Source organism: Kordiimonas sp. SCSIO 12610, from assembly GCF_024398015.1.
Lineage (GTDB): Bacteria > Pseudomonadota > Alphaproteobacteria > Sphingomonadales > Kordiimonadaceae > CANLMI01.
Genome location: NZ_CP073747.1, coordinates 1,757,363 through 1,774,984 on the forward strand (window position 1 = coordinate 1,757,363; position 17,622 = coordinate 1,774,984).

A 17,622-nucleotide genomic window follows, 5' to 3' on the forward strand; every position below is an offset into this window, starting at 1 on the left:
ACTAACAGTCGCTCTCACCAATATCATTTGGCATCAGACTTGCTTAAATATGGCAAGATGAATTCAAATACAAGTGCACATATGTTTAGTGATAACATGTATTGGTAAATATGGACTTAAATACATATGTTTAGAGCGAAAGGTACTGCTATGAAACGTCTTCAAGATCAAAGGGTTTTGTGCCTGACATGGGCCAGAAAGGCGGCAGTTTATGCCTTGTTGGCGGTTTTTGTCGTCGCTTGTTCAAGTTCAAAGCAACCTGATCTTTGGCAATCCGATGAAGTGTTGCTTCAGGCGTGGCAGCAAAAAACAGATCAAAATATTGAGGATGTATCCGAACGACAACAAGACCTTCTGGAGCGTTTCCATAAGTTAGAACAGCTCTATGTTTCACTATCGAATGAACACAGTGCAAAGCAAGCTGAGCAAGCAACATTGTCAGCGGCTCAAAGTCAGAATTCGGCACAAGTGAATGACGAAGAATTTATGAAAATTCAGGAAACTCTTACAGCGATTTCCAAATCATTGGAGCAGTTAGGGGAACGTGTGTATGCCGTAGAGCTGGCAGCTGCAAAACCAATTGAACGCCCTGTTTCTGACACCTTGGACAAGCAAGCTGATAGTGTCGATGGTAGTTTTGTTGAAGAAGGATTGCCCAATGTACCAGTTCTTCCGTCCGCAGAAGGAGGAGTGGTCGTTCATGGAATTCATCTAGGCTCATACAGGTCGAGGGAACAGGTTCCTGGTGCTTGGGAAAACCTAACAAGCACATTCAGTGAGTTGGATTTGCTCAAGCCAAAATTATATGTTCAAAATCAGGAAGGTATTGGCACTTTTCTTCGGTTGATTGCCGGGCCTTATGAAACAAGTGACGCTGCCGCAGCCGCCTGCGAACGGATTAATCAGGTCGATACTGATCAATATTGCCGGATATCAGAATTTCAAGGCGAAGATTTATAGAGGGTAACCAACTGAATAGCGCTAGCGTGACTTTGCTTGTTGGCCAAAGTTTTATATCCCAAGATTACAATTGTGTGACATTTTTGACATATAAAATAATTAATCGAGTGAAACAAAACTGAGACACTATGTCGCTGTATTGACTTAACTGAGTGTTTTGTCAGTAATAACTCTACCTTTTGTGATTTATAGGTGTTGATTAACTTGGGGAGGTGAAATCGACTAAGTGGCGCTTAATTAGCTGCCTACTATATTTTTAAAAGGCCGGGCTTGTGACTAGGGGGTCCGCTCGGAATAGACGCGGTGTTATGTTTAGACATTCACCGCGTCTTTTTTTATTTGCTAATGAATGACAGTTAAAATCTATATGGCTAATCGATATAGGTTTTATTTATGCTGAATATTTACGGCTAAATATCATAACAGGTTTCTTTTCAGTCAGAATATTTCTAACGCTTAAATAGTGCGGGTATATATGACGTTTAAGCGGCTCAAATGCATCCTGTATTGCAGCAATGCCAAGTGCCCCAAGTCCAATAAACATTAATAATACCAGCATTGTAATCATCATTTTGTTCCTTTTTGTTCTTTAAATGTTCTACTTTGTTCTAAAATGAAAATCAAGAACAAAAAAAGAACATTATGACTTTTAAGTGATAACACTCATTTTCTTGCGCGTTAGAACATAATAATGCTATCATTTGCGCAAGTGAGCAGCCTCATGGGTTTGCGAATAAAATAATATGAGAAATACCATGTCCTTAGATGATCATGGGGTTGGGCCTGCTGAAGTAGACAGCGTAAAAAACAGGGATACTGTTAAGCCAAATCCGAAAAGAAATAATAGGCACCGGTCTAGAAATCGGAAACAGCATTCAAAACCTCGCGGTGATGGTTCGACAGGAAACGATCATCAAATTCCTGCGTCTCATTCAAATCCAAACATTCCTCCTAACCGTGCAAAACGTGGCGTCTACAGCGCCATCGATTTAGGGACAAATAACTGCCGGTTATTGGTTGCCAAACCAACCTATAATGGGTTTCGCGTTATCGATGCCTTTTCAAGAATTGTAAGACTTGGCGAAGGACTGGCGACGAGTAAACAATTATCGTCAGGGGCGATGGACCGAACGGTCGAAGCGCTCAAAATATGCGCGGATAAAATTGACCGCCGCAATGTAACCTGCATGCGTCATGTCGCTACAGAAGCCTGCCGTGTCGCAACCAATTCAGACGAATTCCTGGAGCGGATTCACAAAGAAACAGGGCTACGCTTGGATATTATTTCCCCGGGTGAGGAAGCGCGCCTTGCGGTGATGGGATGCCAGTCGCTCATCGCGAACGGGAACAAGCATGCGCTCGTATTTGATATTGGTGGTGGCAGTACCGAACTTATATGGGTCAAGGTTCTCGCCAATCAGAGGACTGAAATTCAGGGGTGGACGTCTATTCCTTGGGGTGTAGTGAACCTGACTGAAAAATTCTCTCAGGGCCAAGCCAGTATTTCCAAGGATACCTATCAAGCGATGGTTCAGGAAGTAACCAAGCATCTTATACCCTTTGAACGGCGTTATCGAATTTCGAATGTTGTTAAAAATCAGAAGGTACAGTTTCTTGGGACATCGGGAACGGTAACCACCTTGGCCAGCCTCCATCTTAATTTGCCGCGGTACATTCGTGACAAAGTGGACGGGGCATGGATGCAGGCGCCGGATATTGAATTACTCTCAAAGCAGGTCGCTATGATGAGCCACGAAGAGCGTTCAGAGCAACCCTGCATTGGTAGCGAGCGTGCAGACCTCGTGGTAGCAGGGTGTACTATTTTGAATGCAATTCTGGGCATGTGGAATGTCCCAAGTTTGAGAGTTGCCGATCGTGGTATTCGCGAGGGGATTTTGCGTGGTTTGATGCAAATGGAAAGACCACCACTTCGTGCAAAGCCCCGTCGTTATAGAAAAAGAAGAAGGCAGAATAATCATGTCCAATGGGTGGAATAAACAATCGACCACGCGCAGTCGCACACGCGGTGCGAAGGTGCGTGTGAAAACAGCGCGTGGACGGAAAAATTCTTCAACACGGTGGTTGCAGCGTCAGTTAAATGATCCCTATGTGGCAGAAGCACAAAGATTGGGCTATCGTTCACGGGCGGCGTTTAAGCTGATTGAACTTGATGAAAAGTATCAATTTTTAAAGGGTGTGCAGCGAGTTGTTGACCTTGGCTGTGCGCCTGGCGGCTGGTGTCAGGTCTTGACACAGCGTTTGAATGATAATGCCCAGATTGTTGGCATTGACCTTCAGGAAGTGGAACCTGTGCAGGGTGCGGATATTTGGGTGATGGACTTTCTAGAGCCAAACGCAGAAAAGCGATTGATGGAGCGCCTGAACGGCCCCGTTGATGTTGTGCTGTCTGATATGGCAAATTCTGCAACCGGGCATAAGCAAACCGATCATATTCGCACTATGGCTCTATGTGAAGCTGCGCTTGATTTTGCAATAAAAGTCCTCGCAAAAAATGGCACTTTCGTCTCTAAGGTCCTGCAAGGCGGATCGGATAATGAGTTGATGAAACGGATGCAGCAGCATTTCACAAGCGTTAAGCATGCGAAGCCACCGTCAAGTCGACAAGATTCTGTCGAGTGGTTTGTTGTCGCTAAAGGCTTTAAGGGACGGCCAAACGTCGAATAAAGGGCTGCGGGGTATATAGACCTCTGATCAATAAAACTTGATTTTTAAATATATGTAAGATTCACATTGTTTTTTCGCCCGCAACGCGTTATTGAACGGCGAACATTTTAACACGTGGTAACCAGTGCTCGTTATATTTGTTCGCTCCTTCCTTGGGTTTTCCAGCATTCAAATATAGCCAGCCACCAGCTGATGATCAGGATTTGATATGGATATTCGCCTTGGCCTCACTTTCGATGATGTTCTTCTTGTTCCAGCAGCGAGCGAATTTATGCCCGCACAGGTCAATGTTCAAACCAGAATCACCAAAGATATAGAACTGAATATACCGCTAATTTCTGCGGCGATGGACACAGTTACTGAAACACCGATGGCAATTGCAATGGCGCAGGCAGGCGGCATTGGTGTTCTTCACAGGAATATGACCAACGAAGAACAAGCTGAAATGGTTCGCCGCGTAAAGAAATACGAATCTGGGATGGTTGTGAACCCGGTTACGATGAACCCGGATCAAACGCTGGCGGATGCGATGCAGCTTATGAGCCAGCATAAAATTTCCGGTATCCCTGTAGTGGAACGCACAAACAGCAATAGTCCAAGCAAGCTTGTCGGTATTTTAACGCACCGTGATGTGCGCTTCGCAAGCAATATGCAGCAACCCGTCTCTGAATTGATGACCCGCGATGTTGTTACTGTGAAAGAGGGCGTTTCAAGCGAAGAAGCAAAACGTTTGTTGCACCAGCACCGGATTGAAAAACTGATTGTTGTCGATGATGATTATCGCTGTGTCGGGTTGATCACTGTAAAGGATATGGAAAAGGCAGTTGCAAACCCTGATGCCGCGAAAGATGAGCAGGGGCGCTTGCGTGTGGCTGCCGCAACAACTGTTGGTGATAAGGGGTTTGAGCGTGCTGGTGTTCTCGTTGATGCGGAATGTGACCTTTTGGTCCTTGATACTGCACACGGCCATTCTTCAAGTGTAGTTGAGCAGGTTCGCAGAATTAAGAAAGAATTCAACTGCCAGTTAATTGCCGGCAATATCGCGACTGCGGATGCTGCTAAGGCATTGATTGACGCAGGCGCTGACGGCCTTAAGGTTGGTATTGGCCCGGGGTCTATTTGTACAACACGTATTGTTGCTGGCGTTGGTATGCCGCAATTAACGGCTATTAATGATGTTGCTGAGGTCGCTGCCAAGCACGGCATTCCTGCAATCGCGGACGGCGGCCTTAGAACCTCCGGTGATGTATCAAAGGCGATCGCCGCTGGCGCGAGCCTATGTATGATCGGATCACTTCTTGCAGGAACTGAGGAAGCACCGGGCGAAGTGTTCCTGTATCAAGGGCGTTCTTATAAGGCATACCGCGGTATGGGCTCTGTTGGGGCGATGGCGCGTGGCTCAGCGGACAGATATTTCCAGGCGGACGTTAAAGATACGCTTAAACTCGTTCCTGAAGGTGTCGAAGGACAAGTGCCATACAAAGGACCAACAAGCACTGTGCTTCACCAGCTTGTTGGCGGTCTGCGTGCAAGTATGGGCTATACGGGTAATGGAACCATTGATGATATGCGGACTAAAGCAGAGTTTGTACGCATCACCAACTCAGGTTTGAAGGAAAGTCATGTTCATGATGTGACGATTACCCGCGAGTCTCCAAATTATCCGTCGCACTAATTTGTAAAGTTATCAATTATGCGACCGAGTGCACGGCTGGCTTCTGCGATTGAATTAATCGACCTGATCGAAGTAGAGATTGAAAAGTCAGGCGTGCCAATGGACCGGGTCATTCATGCCTATTTTCGTACCCGGCGGTATGCGGGCTCAAAGGACCGCCGCGCAGTCACCGAAATGGTCTATTCTGTTTACCGTATGCGTGAGCGGATATTATGGGGGCTGTGCGAGATAGGACATGAGCCCGTCTCTGGCAGAATGATATTCATTGCATGGATGGTGGAAAATAATATTGAATTTGACGGCTTTGGCGAGGATACCCCGTTTGCACCGCCTTCCTTATCATCCGAAGAAATTGAGCTGATCGCAGCCTATAAAGGTATCGATTGGTCAAATATTCCAGATTTAGCAAACGCGAATGTGCCGGCTTACGCCCATGAATATTTTATGGAGCGATATAATGATGGCGTTGCATTACAAGCGAATGCTTTGAATGACAAAGCCGCCTTCACGATCCGCTCTAATCCCCTTAAACTCTCGACTGGAAATACAAAACACAGCCTTAAAGAAATATCGGAAGACTTTGAAAGCACAAGATTTTCTTCGATAGCGTTTTCGAGTAAAAAACCGCTTAATATCAGTCAAAATCCGCTTTATAAATCCGGTAAAATTGAAATACAGGACGAGGCTGCGCAGATTGCATCCTACCTTGTTGATGCGGACCCTAAGTATACAGTTGTGGACCTTTGCGCTGGTGCAGGGGGAAAATCCCTATTGGTTGGGGCATTGATGCAAAATAAAGGGCAAATTCATGCCTTTGATATTTCAAGCGGGCGATTGAATGAGCTGAAAATACGTAGCCAAAGGGCAGGGCTTCGCAATATTCAAGCGAAACCATTGGGTGCTGATACACTGAAGCGCGCTGAGGTTTTATCGAGCATTGTTGGAAAGGCAGATAGGGTAATTCTGGATGTTCCCTGTTCCGGTAGCGGGACTTGGCGCCGAAGCCCGGACCTTCGCTGGCGATATAATCCACAAGCTATCGGCGATATTACAAAGATACAATACGATCTTATAAATGAAGGGGCTGTACTTACCAAAATTGGCGGCCGTATGATATATATGACATGCTCGGTCTTCGCTTGTGAAAATGAAGAAAATATTGCGAAGTTTCTTCAAAAGAATGCGTTGAATTGGAAAATCATACCATACAGGGATGTATGGAAGGATACAGAATTGCAGGATGAAGTCCCTGTTTCCCTAAGCCAAGTACCTGAGTTTTTACAACTTTCTCCCCATACACATGGCACTGACGGTTTCTTTATCGCTATTTTGGAGCGACTCGCCTGAAAATTAAAGACACATTCATATTTTTGTTGCTAAGATAGCATCAAGATTTAACAGATTAACCTGACAGGTGTTTTGAATGCGTTACAGAAATATAATCAGCAGTTCGTTCATTGCTGCTACATTGGTAGCACTTCCTATTTCGGCTGATGAGAATAAAACAAGCGAAAAATATCAGGTTTTATCAGCGCAACTGATCACAGATGCCAAGCTTGCACTGACGCAAGGCAAGGAAGATGATGCGCAGCTTATGTTCGAACGGGCTTTGGTTGCAAACCCCGCCAATGTGGAAGCGCTTATTGGGCTTGGGAATACGTATGAAGCCAAGGGGCAAACGGGGCGTGGGCTTCGTTATTACCGCCAGGCCCTGGAACTGGACCCGAATGATAAAACGGCGTTACAGGCACAGTCCCTCGCATTTCTGAAGCAAAATCTGTATGATCGCGCTGAACTTAACCGTGACAAGCTCGCGCGTCTTTGTGCTGCGGGTTGTGACGCTTTGAATGCTGTTGAAATAGCACTTGAGGCCTACAGGGCTGAAGAAGCGGACAAGGATACGCAAAAAATCGCTGATGCCGGTGAGGTTTCTTCGAACTAATATTACAAATATTAGTATGAAAAAAGGCGCTCTTAGGAGCGCCTTTTTTATATCTTGTGTTTATGAAATCTACCTGAAATCACCTGGCCATTCAGCTGCGATGTAAGCAAAGATCGACCAAGCCGCGAGGTTTTGCCTTAGGGCTTCTGGATCAACCTTATCAAGCGTATCATCCGCCGTGTGATGAAGGTCAAAATAGTCAGTACCATCCTGCTTAAGGTCGACAACAGGCATGCCCTTATCGCCTATGCGTCCAACATCAGGGCCACCGCCAGCTTCAACCTCTGCGCGGATTACACCAAGTGGCCCCATCAGTTGCGCCATTTTATCGATCACATGCTGCGAATTTGTCGACACCTTTGACGCTAACGCCCAGATTTTGCCGGCCCCGAAATCAGATTCTGCGCCGATGATATGTGTGTTCGGAATTTCGTCCTTGTGCGCTTCCGCATATTGACGAGCGCCAACAAGGCCCACTTCCTCAGCACCGAACATAATCACGCGGATTGTGCGGCGTGGGCGTTCCTTGATCGTGCGTTTGATCAGATCTGCTGTAGCAACCGTAAGGGCAACACCCGCACCATCATCAATCGCACCTGTGCCAAGATCCCAGCTATCAAGGTGGCCACCAATGACCACCACTTCATCCGGTTTCTCGCGGCCCGTAATTTCACCAATCACATTCGCCGTTTCAATAGGGCCTAAATCCTTGGTTTCTACACGAAGGGAAATTTTAACAGGTTTGCCGCGCTTGAAAATGCGTTCCAAAAGGTCTGCGTCAGGATTGGAAAGAGCAGCCGCAGGAACTTTCTCAACGTCACCCGCATAAGCCATTTGCCCTGTATGGGGTAAACGGTGGCTATCGGTACCAATCGAGCGGATCAGAACCGCAAGGCCGCCCTTGCGTGCTGTTTCATCCGCGCCGGACCGACGAGCGATATTCGCTGGACCGTATCCAGAGCCGTCACGGGTGCGGGCCATGCGGTTGCTAATGAAAACAATCTTGCCTTCAACTTCGCTTCGCTCTGCTGCCTGCAAGTCTTCGAAACTATTGAAATGCACGATTTCCGCGTCCAAGCCACCTTCAGGCGTGGATACAGAACCACCAAGCGCTGTGATCTGAAGCGGCTGCACAAATGGGGATTTTACAACGGCGCTCTCTAACACACGTGCCCAGCCTGTATGTTTAACGGGTTCTGTCCATACTTTATCAAAACCAAGGCTTTTGAATTTTTCAATGCCCCACTTGATCGCAAGCTTGTCGGCTTCACTGCCGGCAGGGCGGGGGCCAACTTCTGTCGTCAGGGATTCCAGAATATCATAAGCACTGTTGTCCCTTAGGGCAGCAGCGCGAAGGGTTTTCGCGTTCTCGATTGTTTTTTCACTGACTTCCTGCGCAGATAGCATTGGTGAAAGGCTAAAAACCGAAGCCGCGATGGCGCCAGCCATAAATATTGGTTTTCTCATAAAAATTCTCCCGATATCCCCATACTCAATCTTACTTATAAATTATTATCGTCCATCCATGCCTGAAGGTCGGCAAGCGCCCGTTTGCTCATCGCGGGTTTGCGCTCACGCTTTTTCGTGCGCTGCGCGAGGGGTGGAAACAGGCCAAAGTTTACATTCATAGGTTGGAATGTTTTTGCGTCCGCACCGCCCGTGATATGGCTGATGAGCGCGCCGAAGGCTGTGGTGTTTGGCGGCAGCGGCATGTTTTTACCGAGGCGCTCGTAGGCTGCCAAGCGACCAGCCATCAGGCCAACTGCCGCACTTTCCACATATCCTTCAACGCCAGTGACTTGCCCCGCGAACCGCAGGCGCGGGTCTGCCTTCATTCGAAGCTCATTATCCAGAACAATCGGGCTGTTAATAAACGTATTTCTGTGAAGTCCACCGAGGCGCGCAAATTCGGCACTCTCAAGGCCAGGAATGGTTTGGAAAATGCGTTTTTGTTCGCCGTATTTCAATTTGGTTTGAAAACCAACCATATTATAAAGCGTGCCAAGCTTGTTATCTTGGCGAAGTTGCACAACAGCATGATGCGGTTCGTCCTGATGTGGGCTTTGGAGACCAACGGGCTTCATTGGGCCAAAACGTAGTGTTTCCGGGCCGCGCTCTGCCATAACTTCGATCGGCATACAGCCTTCAAAATAGGGTGTGTTTTCTTCCCATTCCTTAAAGTCAGTTTTTTCGCCTGTGTTCAGGTCGTTGATGAAAGTTTCATACTGATCTTTGGTCATGGGAAGGTTGATATAATCGGCGCCTTCGCCCTTGTCATAACGGCTTTGGAACCATGCAATATCAAAATTAATACTATCCTTATAAACGATAGGGGCAATAGCATCGAAAAAAGCAAGGCTGTCTTCGCCGCAGAGTTCCAGAACGGCCTCAGATAATGCAGGCGAGGTTAGGGGGCCTGTTGCGATGATAACATTATCCCACTCGCTCGGCGGCAGTCCATCGATCTCTTCACGCTTGATGGTGATAAGCGGGTGCTCTTCAAGCACCTTGCTAACATCATCGGAAAAGGCATCACGGTCTACCGCAAGGGCAGAGCCCGCTGGTACCTTATGGCGCTCGGCGGCGGCCATAATGATGGAATTCATCCGGCGCATTTCTTCGTGCAATAAGCCAACGGCGTTATTTTCATAGTCGTCGGAACGGAAAGAGTTTGAGCAAACAAGTTCAGCGAGCCCTTCGGTGTGATGGGCATCGGTTTTTCTAACGGGGCGCATTTCATGCAGCACAACAGGGACACCCAGTTCTGCCACTTGCCACGCTGCTTCGCTACCTGCAAGGCCGCCACCAATGATATGTATTTCTCTTGTTTCCATGTCTATTTCCATCATGACATTTTTATTAAGAGGGCTTTGCCACAAGTTCCGTTTGAAGGGAAGGGTAAATCACTCTATGGGTAGTAAAGATAAATTCATCCATAGAGGTGTGTTGCCGGAATGACCATATCGACCAAAGACATCATCAGCCTTCTGTCTGAATGGCCCGAGCGCCCTGCGGGCTCTGAGGATGAGATGATGGCACGCGAAGCAATTATGGTGCGCCTGATGGGGGAATACGGTATTGACGTTAAAGAAGAAGGGATATATGCCCCGCCAAATTTACGGGCGTTTGTTTGTGTGCTTGGTGTGGCTTTGCTCATTGCCTTTGGTTTGTTTGCGCTATCCAACGTTGTGAGTATAATTTTATTGGGGCTGATAATTTATACAGTGTATGCCGTGTTTACAGGGCGTGGCAGTCCGTTAGTTACTATGTTGAATGCCAGAATTACAGCCAACCTTATTGCGGTGAATAACGCGCAAGCCCCTCAAAAAATAGCTCTAATTGTTCCCTTTGATAGTTATCAAGATCAATTTAGCTGTTATCTACCACCCCAGTTTGGTGAAGGGCGCGAGCACTATAAAACTACCCTTATTGCCGCAAGCGTTGCAGCAGCGACAAGGTTATGGAAGACGTATGGTAGCGATGCAGAAATTCGCTTGTGTTTACTATCCGGTAGCGTTGCCGGGCAGGTAGGTGCCCATCAGTTTATCAAGCAGCACAAAACAGAACTATTGGATGAGCAAATACATGTGTTTGGACTGCATGACCGTGACCTTATGCCATTTATGCGGCACGGCATACAGGCCAGTTTAATCGATACCAATGAAGAAATGACGCCTACATCGCTTTCAAATCATATCGAAAACAAGATCGCTGAGTATATCGCGAAACATAAAGGGTAGCCCAATGCGGTATGAAGATATTTTATATTTCTGGTTCACGGACGCTGGCCCAAAGAAATGGTGGAAAAAGTCTGATGCTTTTGACGGTGTTATCAAACGCAAATACCAGCAAGTTTATGAAGCGGCCTATCGCGGGGAATGCGCCAGCTGGCGGGATAGCGCGCGCGGCAGGTTAGCCGAAATTATTGTCCTTGATCAGTTTCCGAGGAATATGTTCAGAAATTCACCACGGTCGTTTGAAGCTGACGGCCTTGCACTTATGCTATCGCAGGAGGCTGTCCGCCTTGGCGCAGACCAGCTCTTAAACGCCGATGAAAAGGCGTTTCTCTATATGCCCCATATGCATAGTGAAAGCCTGAAAATTCACCGTGATGCGCTTCGTTTGTTCAATCAACCCGGATTAGAGGATAATTTATCGTCTGAGCATAGGCACCGCGAAATTATCGAGCGGTTCGGGCGGTATCCACACCGGAATAAAATCCTCGGGCGCAAAAGCACGCCAGAGGAGATTGAATTTTTAAAACAGCCTGGTAGCGGCTTTTAAAGGTGTCCGTTAGCGCGTATTGCGTTTGGAAATGCGTTGCTTTTCAGGGTAGGTTATCCGGTACTCATGGCGAATTTCCCAAACTTCACCGGGTTTAAGCGTTTTAACCCACTTTATAACGCCGGGTTTGTTTTCAACATCTGTTTCTGTTGGTTTGGTTGCCGACTTTAGGCTGGTTACCTTAACATCTTCGTGCGCGGAAACAGGGATACGGTCATAAACCTCAACAGTTTGCTCTGTATTGTGGTTGTTGGTAACGGTGAATAAATAACGTTTTTCCTCAACGCGTTTGCTAGCGAAAAAGCCCGTATCTCCGTCCTGCGGTGGGATTTCAGTGGAAGAAACCTTAACAAGGGTATCTTCGCCAAAGGGAAGGCGTACAATATTGTCAGGTAATAGGGTCGGCCAATCTACTGCCCCGAGATAGTTTCCATCTCTTATCAAAGTAGAGCGAACCGTTTCCAGAGGAAATTCCAGATTGTCGAGGTCGGTTTCAGCATACAAAGAGGCTGTTTCGCCAGAAAATAAAGGGCTAGCAGTGACTACAAATGATTTTACAGGTAATTGATAGTCTGTAAGAGGGAATGTCTGGGCTTCGCTATCGCTATTTATGGTGATGGGTTTGTCTAGTGTTATACTGGTATCAAAATTGGTTCTTTGGGTTTTTATTCGAGTTCCAGTAACCACGACCTCTTCAAAATCGTCATTTTCTTCGCCTCTAAAGGCAGGTGCCTCGTTTAGCAACTCTCTAATAGCTATTGTTTCTATTTTGAGTCCCGGCTCTAAAATTGATATAAATTCAGATGATGGAATTTCTGTTTCATCCAGATTTGGCAGTGTTGTAGAAAGAGTTAAGCCCACATTTTTCCAATTTTCGTCACTGTCTTGTGTGATGTTTGCAGCTAATTTTAATGTAATATTTTTACCTTCACTATCAAGAAAGCTTGTAACACTAGTGTCCCATGTCGCGTCCTCAGTAATATAATATAGCTCCAAGTCTGCGTCACTATTGCTGTTAGCAGAGACTTTTATTCGGGCTTGATAATAATAATCTTGGGCTTTGCCAGCATTTTCAAGTTCCTGATTTAGTTTCTTTATTTCTTTTCGGGTTTTTGCCAGATCAGAAATTGCCTTGGTTTTAGTGCTCAAAAGTTCAGGGATGGTGGTGCTGATAAATTGGAATTTTGATTGCCATTCCTGAAGGTTGTCTTTTTTATCACCACTTTCATTAGAAATTGATTTAATGAAGCCGAGCTGCAAATCAGTGGTTTGTATATTGTTGGTTAGTTCACTTAACTTGGATTTTAGTTTTTCAAGTTCATTTTTTATGCGCTCTTGCTCTTGATTTGAAGCAATACCTTTTGTTTTTTCTTCTGTTTTTAAACTGATGATATTGACATTACTGTTCAGTGAAAGCGCGCCAAGACTCTCTAAATCTATCGTATATGGTAAATCAGATACGATAATTTCATGGTTACCCGCTGGCACATTTACTTTGATTACTCTGACAATCTCAGCCCCGTCTTCTCGGTAGATACTGACGTTATCTATCTTCGAAGTTGTTTGAATCTCAACGGCGATAATTTGCGTTGATAGAAATGAGCTCGTTAAAAGTGCTGTACTGAATAATAGGCCAAGTGTTTGATATTTCATTATATCCCCCATCGGATTTATTGAAGTTAATCCATCTTACCACACAATATGGCAATAAGAGGTGGCAATAATGACATAATTCCGGCCTTCAAATGAAGGCCAGATGAATGGAGGGGGGTAGGATAATTGAAAGGTGCTATTCTGCTGCTTGCCGTTCGAGAATAGGGGCTAGATACTTGCCCGTATAACTCCGCTCAATTTTGGCAACCAGCTCAGGTGTTCCTGTCGCGACGATTTCACCGCCGCCGTCACCACCCTCGGGTCCGAGGTCCAAAATCCAGTCCGCTGTTTTGATTACTTCGAGGTTATGTTCAATAACGATAACCGTATTGCCTTGGTCAACGAGGGCATCCAATACCTCCATTAGTTTCCTGACATCCTCGAAATGCAGGCCTGTAGTTGGTTCATCAAGGATATAGAGGGTTTTTCCTGTGGACCGTTTTGACAATTCTTTCGCGAGCTTCACCCGCTGGGCTTCACCGCCCGATAGGGTGGTGGCTTGCTGGCCAACACGAATGTAGGAAAGGCCAACCCGTTCCAGCATTTCGAACTTGTGGCGAATGGCAGGAACAGCCTTGAAGAATTTCACGCCTTCCTCAACGGTCATATCGAGAACATCAGCGATGGATTTGTCCTTAAATTTAATTTCCAACGTTTCACGGTTATAGCGTTTGCCCTTACACTGATCGCATTCCACATACACATCGGGAAGGAAATGCATCTCAATCTTGATTACACCGTCGCCCTGACAGGCCTCACAACGCCCCCCTTTAACGTTGAAGGAAAAACGACCGGGTTTGTATCCGCGCGCCTGCGCCTCGGGTAGGCCAGCAAACCATTCACGGATTGGTGTGAAGGCGCCAGTATAGGTCGCGGGGTTGGAGCGCGGTGTGCGCCCGATTGGGCTTTGGTCGATATCAACGATCTTGTCTAAATGTTCCAACCCTTCGATTGATTTATGCTTGCCGGGGATGGCGCGCGCTTTATTCAAATCACGGGCAACGGCTTTATAAAGCGTTTCGATGGTGAAGGTGGATTTGCCGGACCCTGAAACGCCCGTAATGCACGTTAGTGTGCCAAGCGGGATAGAACCTGAGACATTCTTCAGGTTATTTGAAGTCGCCCCCTTAACCGTGATTTTCTTGCCCTTATGGCCCTTGCGACGTGCAGCTGGGATGGGAACAGATTTCACACCCGTTAGATACTGACCTGTCAGGCTCTCGGCTGATTTCATAATATCGTTGGGCGTGCCTTCTGCGACGACAGTACCGCCGTGCTCGCCAGCACCGGGTCCCATGTCGATCACATAATCGGCGGTGCGAACGGCATCTTCATCATGCTCGACAACAAGAACAGTGTTTCCCTGATCACGCAGATTGGTGAGCGTCTCTAACAATCGATCATTATCACGCTGATGGAGGCCAATTGAGGGCTCATCAAGAACATAAAGCACGCCCGTGAGGCCCGAACCGATTTGGGAAGCAAGGCGGATACGTTGGCTCTCGCCGCCCGATAATGTGCCGCTGGACCGCGAGAGCGAAAGGTAATCAAGGCCAACGTTTACCAAAAAGCCAAGACGTTCCTGAATTTCCTTGAGGACCTTGTCAGCAATAGCATTTTGTTGACCGGTTAGCTTTTCAGGGAGCGCGCTGAACCATTCATATGCGCCTTTGACGGAAAGGGCTGTGATCTCGCTAACATGACGGCTATTAATCTTAACCGCGAGCGCTTCCTCCTTCAGGCGGGCGCCGCCGCATTTGGTGCAGGATGTTGAGGACTGGTATTTGGATAACTCGTCACGCATCCAGTTGCTGTCGGTTTCGCGCCAGCGCCGTTCAATGTTATTAATTACACCCTCAAATGGCTTGTTGACCTCAAACTTGCGTTTGCCGTCCGCGTATATGATTGAGATATCTTCGCTGCCTGTACCAAACAAAAAGGCATCTTGCGCCTTTGAAGGGATATCTTTCCACGGGGTATCAACCGTAACGTCGTAATGTTTGGCAACGGCTTCCAGCGCCTGGAAATAGAAAGGTGAGGGGTTTTGTGATTTGTTTGACCACGGTGCAATTGCACCCTGACGAATTGATTTTGATTTATCGGGTACACTGAGTTCTGGATCAAAATAAAGCTTGCTACCAAGGCCGTCACATTCCGGGCAGGCGCCAAAAGGGTTGTTGAAAGAAAACAGCCTTGGTTCGATTTCTTCGATAGTGAAACCTGATACAGGGCAGGCGAATTTTGCGGACATCAGATGGCGCTCTGCCTCATCATCGCCTTTTACCGCGAGCTCAACAACCATTAGGCCATCCGTTAGGTCAAGGGCGGTCTCTACGCTTTCGGCCAAGCGTTGTTCCAAACCTTCTTTTAAAACCAACCGATCAACAACAACTTCAATATCGTGTTTGAGCTTTTTATTAAGCGCAGGAACATCTTCAATCAGGTAAAATTCACCGTCTACCTTAACGCGCTGAAAACCACGTTTCTGAAGTTCCACAAATTCCTTCCGGTATTCGCCCTTGCGGCCCCGAACGATAGGGGCGAGCAAATAAAGTCGCGTTCCTTCGCCCAGCTCCATAATCCGGTCAACCATCTGGCTAACGGTTTGACTTTCGATCGGGAGCCCAGTTGCAGGAGAATAGGGCACACCAATCCTCGCCCACAAGAGCCGCATATAGTCATAGATTTCGGTAACAGTGCCAACAGTTGAACGTGGGTTTTTGCTGGTTGTTTTCTGTTCAATCGAAATTGCTGGCGATAGGCCTTCAATATGATCAACATCAGGCTTTTGCATCATTTCAAGGAACTGACGAGCGTAAGCACTCAGGCTTTCTACGTACCGGCGTTGGCCTTCAGCGTATATTGTGTCGAAGGCGAGTGAGGATTTGCCAGAGCCAGACAGGCCGGTGATCACCACAAGCTTATCGCGCGGAATGTCGACATTCACTGACTTTAAGTTATGTTCACGCGCGCCGCGTACTGAAATTTCAGTTAACATCTGAAATCATTCCTTCGCAAATTTACCACCAGATATTTTGTATACTGAAGTGGCCTTAATATAGATGTGAGTCAAGGGAATTGATGGTAACAATAGCGCGAGAACAAAAAAAGAACATTTTTACCTGTTCATATTTGCCTGATCACAATCAGGGCCACGATATTCTTACATGAATTTCATGGCCCAGAGCGTGTGACAGGACTTTAGGTATAATTAATTTAAGGTATGACGACCCCCGTCCTCGGTTAACCTCATAAATTTGCCGTCGCTCGAGATCAATAAGCCTTCTGAACTCTTGGTTGGGAAACTTCCTGAATAATCATCTGGATGATGGACATCAATCGCAAATACCTTCTTGTCATATAAGGCCCTGACAGACCATTGTGGTTGATGACCGACTACGATCGCTTTCGCCTCAAATTTTGCGAGCCCTGCGTCAACAATTGCCTGCGATAGGTCACTTTTAAAGTAACCACGGTACCAGGATGGACCATTCCGTGTATCCATTAAGATGTTTTCCTTGCCGGCCTCGCGCCACGGCATGAACACCTTACGGTAATTTGCGCGAACAATCTGGTTCAAATCGTCAAGTGTATAATCCATGTTGCTCAAATCCGGGTGGATGCCTCCATGCATAAAGAGAATGCCATTGATCCGCTCAGCCGTATTTTTGCTTGCCATCCAGCGGCCTAAAAACGAATTATCGCTAAAAAGTTCATACTGAGGTTTCCCAAGCGCACCAGCGACATAGAAATATTTGTCTGCGGCACTCTGAAAATTGCCCTGTAAATTCTTGATTTCATGATTGCCTAAAATGAAATGGACGTTGCCACCAGCGGCGCGGGCTTCCTGTTCAAGTTTATAAATGAGCCATAGAACTTGCGTGGTTGATGAACCACGGTCGACAAAATCCCCAACAAGAACAAGGTGGCCGCGCCCAAATGCCCAATTAAGATCTGTGTCAACAACATCATGAGCAATTAAAAAGTCACGAAATGCACGGTAGTTGCCTTCAATATCAGAGATTGCGACAATGGCTTGATCATCATCATATACAGTTTCGGGCGTCGAAAAATTATCGGCAATTTCTATATCGAATTCACTTCCATCCAGCGGGAAGTGAACTGAGGTTTTGAGGGTATCGCCTGTTTTAACAAAGTGTTTTTCAATATAAAAGCCATCGTCACGTCCCCCTCGAATAGTCTCTGCCATAAGGCCGTTTTCTTGATAGAAAACATGTGGCCCCTCATTACCGATTTTGTAGGCGAGGGTACTTTCAGCAAGGCCAATATGCCCGCCGATTGAAACAATAACAGCAACCCCCACCAACAATAGTATCAGGCTTGTTATAAGAAAATGTTTTAGGTTCGTTAGTATCAGCGACACCATAGTTTTATCCTCTGATTTAATATTTATATGTCGTAA

General features: G+C 46.6%; 14 protein-coding genes. 8 read left to right on the forward strand and 6 right to left on the reverse strand.

The genetic code is table 11. The features are described 5' to 3' along the window. Nucleotides 1-150 precede the first annotated feature (150 nt). Nucleotides 151-960, forward strand: a complete 810-nt coding sequence (locus KFF44_RS08110) for an SPOR domain-containing protein (RefSeq protein ID WP_255933236.1) — start codon at nt 151-153, stop codon at nt 958-960. 391 nt (nt 961-1,351) lie between these two features. Here the strand turns inward: KFF44_RS08110 and KFF44_RS08115 are convergent, their stop codons facing one another. Beyond that, entirely contained in the window at nt 1,352-1,531 is a 180-nt protein-coding gene (locus KFF44_RS08115) for a hypothetical protein (RefSeq protein WP_255933237.1), read from the reverse strand. 184 nt (nt 1,532-1,715) lie between these two features. Here KFF44_RS08115 and KFF44_RS08120 point away from each other — a divergent pair, with 184 nt between their 5' ends. The 5 genes from KFF44_RS08120 (at nt 1,716) to KFF44_RS08140 (ending at nt 7,262) form a co-directional block, all read left to right on the forward strand. After that, nucleotides 1,716-2,957 (forward strand): Ppx/GppA phosphatase family protein, encoded by a 1,242-nt coding sequence (locus KFF44_RS08120; RefSeq protein ID WP_255933238.1) that lies wholly within the window; start codon nt 1,716-1,718, stop codon nt 2,955-2,957. Next, nucleotides 2,938-3,645 (forward strand): RlmE family RNA methyltransferase, encoded by a 708-nt coding sequence (locus KFF44_RS08125; protein WP_255933239.1) that lies wholly within the window; start codon nt 2,938-2,940, stop codon nt 3,643-3,645. The genes KFF44_RS08120 and KFF44_RS08125 overlap by 20 nt, the downstream gene beginning before the upstream one ends. A 208-nt stretch (nt 3,646-3,853) precedes the next feature. Continuing rightward, a complete protein-coding gene (gene guaB, locus KFF44_RS08130; protein ID WP_255933240.1) occupies nt 3,854-5,320 on the forward strand; it encodes an IMP dehydrogenase in 1,467 nt (488 codons plus the stop codon). A gap of 18 nt (nt 5,321-5,338) precedes the next feature. Continuing rightward, nucleotides 5,339-6,667: an RsmB/NOP family class I SAM-dependent RNA methyltransferase gene (locus KFF44_RS08135; RefSeq protein WP_255933241.1), complete on the forward strand. Its 1,329-nt coding sequence runs from the start codon at nt 5,339-5,341 to the stop codon at nt 6,665-6,667. A 76-nt stretch (nt 6,668-6,743) separates the two neighbouring features. Further along, complete coding sequence (locus KFF44_RS08140) at nt 6,744-7,262, forward strand: tetratricopeptide repeat protein (RefSeq protein WP_255933242.1); 519 nt, start codon at nt 6,744-6,746, stop codon at nt 7,260-7,262. Nucleotides 7,263-7,331: 69 nt separating this feature from the next. Here the strand turns inward: KFF44_RS08140 and KFF44_RS08145 are convergent, their stop codons facing one another. Next, nucleotides 7,332-8,729 (reverse strand): M20/M25/M40 family metallo-hydrolase, encoded by a 1,398-nt coding sequence (locus tag KFF44_RS08145; protein WP_255933243.1) that lies wholly within the window; start codon nt 8,727-8,729, stop codon nt 7,332-7,334. Nucleotides 8,730-8,764: 35 nt separating this feature from the next. Continuing rightward, nucleotides 8,765-10,096 (reverse strand): methylenetetrahydrofolate--tRNA-(uracil(54)-C(5))-methyltransferase (FADH(2)-oxidizing) TrmFO, encoded by a 1,332-nt coding sequence (trmFO, locus tag KFF44_RS08150; RefSeq protein ID WP_255933244.1) that lies wholly within the window; start codon nt 10,094-10,096, stop codon nt 8,765-8,767. A 120-nt stretch (nt 10,097-10,216) separates the two neighbouring features. On the opposite strand from trmFO, the gene KFF44_RS08155 reads away from it, so the two are divergent. Beyond that, complete coding sequence (locus KFF44_RS08155) at nt 10,217-11,002, forward strand: hypothetical protein (RefSeq protein ID WP_255933245.1); 786 nt, start codon at nt 10,217-10,219, stop codon at nt 11,000-11,002. Nucleotides 11,003-11,006: 4 nt separating this feature from the next. Further along, the gene (locus KFF44_RS08160) at nt 11,007-11,546 is read left to right on the forward strand and encodes a DUF924 family protein (RefSeq protein ID WP_255933246.1); all 540 of its coding nucleotides are present in this window, start codon (nt 11,007-11,009) and stop codon (nt 11,544-11,546) included. A 9-nt stretch (nt 11,547-11,555) separates the two neighbouring features. Here KFF44_RS08160 and KFF44_RS08165 read toward each other — a convergent pair whose 3' ends face one another. The 3 genes from KFF44_RS08165 to KFF44_RS08175 all read right to left on the reverse strand — a co-directional run bounded on the left by KFF44_RS08165 (nt 11,556) and on the right by KFF44_RS08175 (nt 17,586). Continuing rightward, nucleotides 11,556-13,199, reverse strand: coding sequence for a mucoidy inhibitor MuiA family protein (locus KFF44_RS08165; RefSeq protein WP_255933247.1), 1,644 nt, complete (start codon nt 13,197-13,199; stop codon nt 11,556-11,558). Nucleotides 13,200-13,335: 136 nt separating this feature from the next. Further along, complete coding sequence (gene uvrA / locus KFF44_RS08170) at nt 13,336-16,197, reverse strand: excinuclease ABC subunit UvrA (protein WP_255933248.1); 2,862 nt, start codon at nt 16,195-16,197, stop codon at nt 13,336-13,338. Between the two features lie 213 nt (nt 16,198-16,410). Beyond that, nucleotides 16,411-17,586 carry a metallophosphoesterase gene (locus KFF44_RS08175; RefSeq protein ID WP_255933249.1) on the reverse strand — a complete coding sequence of 392 codons (1,176 nt, stop codon included), beginning with the start codon at nt 17,584-17,586 and terminating at the stop codon, nt 16,411-16,413. Between the last annotated feature and the right edge of the window lie 36 nt (nt 17,587-17,622).

Bases quoted from the DNA above. Each gene is read 5' to 3' on its own strand.
- KFF44_RS08110 (WP_255933236.1), top strand. From the start codon at position 151: ATGAAACGTCTTCAAGATCAAAGGGTTTTGTGCCTGACATGGGCCAGA.
- KFF44_RS08115 (WP_255933237.1), bottom strand. From the start codon at position 1,531: ATGATGATTACAATGCTGGTATTATTAATGTTTATTGGACTTGGGGCA.
- KFF44_RS08120 (WP_255933238.1), top strand. From the start codon at position 1,716: ATGTCCTTAGATGATCATGGGGTTGGGCCTGCTGAAGTAGACAGCGTA.
- KFF44_RS08125 (WP_255933239.1), top strand. From the start codon at position 2,938: ATGTCCAATGGGTGGAATAAACAATCGACCACGCGCAGTCGCACACGC.
- guaB (WP_255933240.1), top strand. From the start codon at position 3,854: ATGGATATTCGCCTTGGCCTCACTTTCGATGATGTTCTTCTTGTTCCA.
- KFF44_RS08135 (WP_255933241.1), top strand. From the start codon at position 5,339: ATGCGACCGAGTGCACGGCTGGCTTCTGCGATTGAATTAATCGACCTG.
- KFF44_RS08140 (WP_255933242.1), top strand. From the start codon at position 6,744: ATGCGTTACAGAAATATAATCAGCAGTTCGTTCATTGCTGCTACATTG.
- KFF44_RS08145 (WP_255933243.1), bottom strand. From the start codon at position 8,729: ATGAGAAAACCAATATTTATGGCTGGCGCCATCGCGGCTTCGGTTTTT.
- trmFO (WP_255933244.1), bottom strand. From the start codon at position 10,096: ATGGAAACAAGAGAAATACATATCATTGGTGGCGGCCTTGCAGGTAGC.
- KFF44_RS08155 (WP_255933245.1), top strand. From the start codon at position 10,217: ATGACCATATCGACCAAAGACATCATCAGCCTTCTGTCTGAATGGCCC.
- KFF44_RS08160 (WP_255933246.1), top strand. From the start codon at position 11,007: ATGCGGTATGAAGATATTTTATATTTCTGGTTCACGGACGCTGGCCCA.
- KFF44_RS08165 (WP_255933247.1), bottom strand. From the start codon at position 13,199: ATGAAATATCAAACACTTGGCCTATTATTCAGTACAGCACTTTTAACG.
- uvrA (WP_255933248.1), bottom strand. From the start codon at position 16,197: ATGTTAACTGAAATTTCAGTACGCGGCGCGCGTGAACATAACTTAAAG.
- KFF44_RS08175 (WP_255933249.1), bottom strand. From the start codon at position 17,586: ATGGTGTCGCTGATACTAACGAACCTAAAACATTTTCTTATAACAAGC.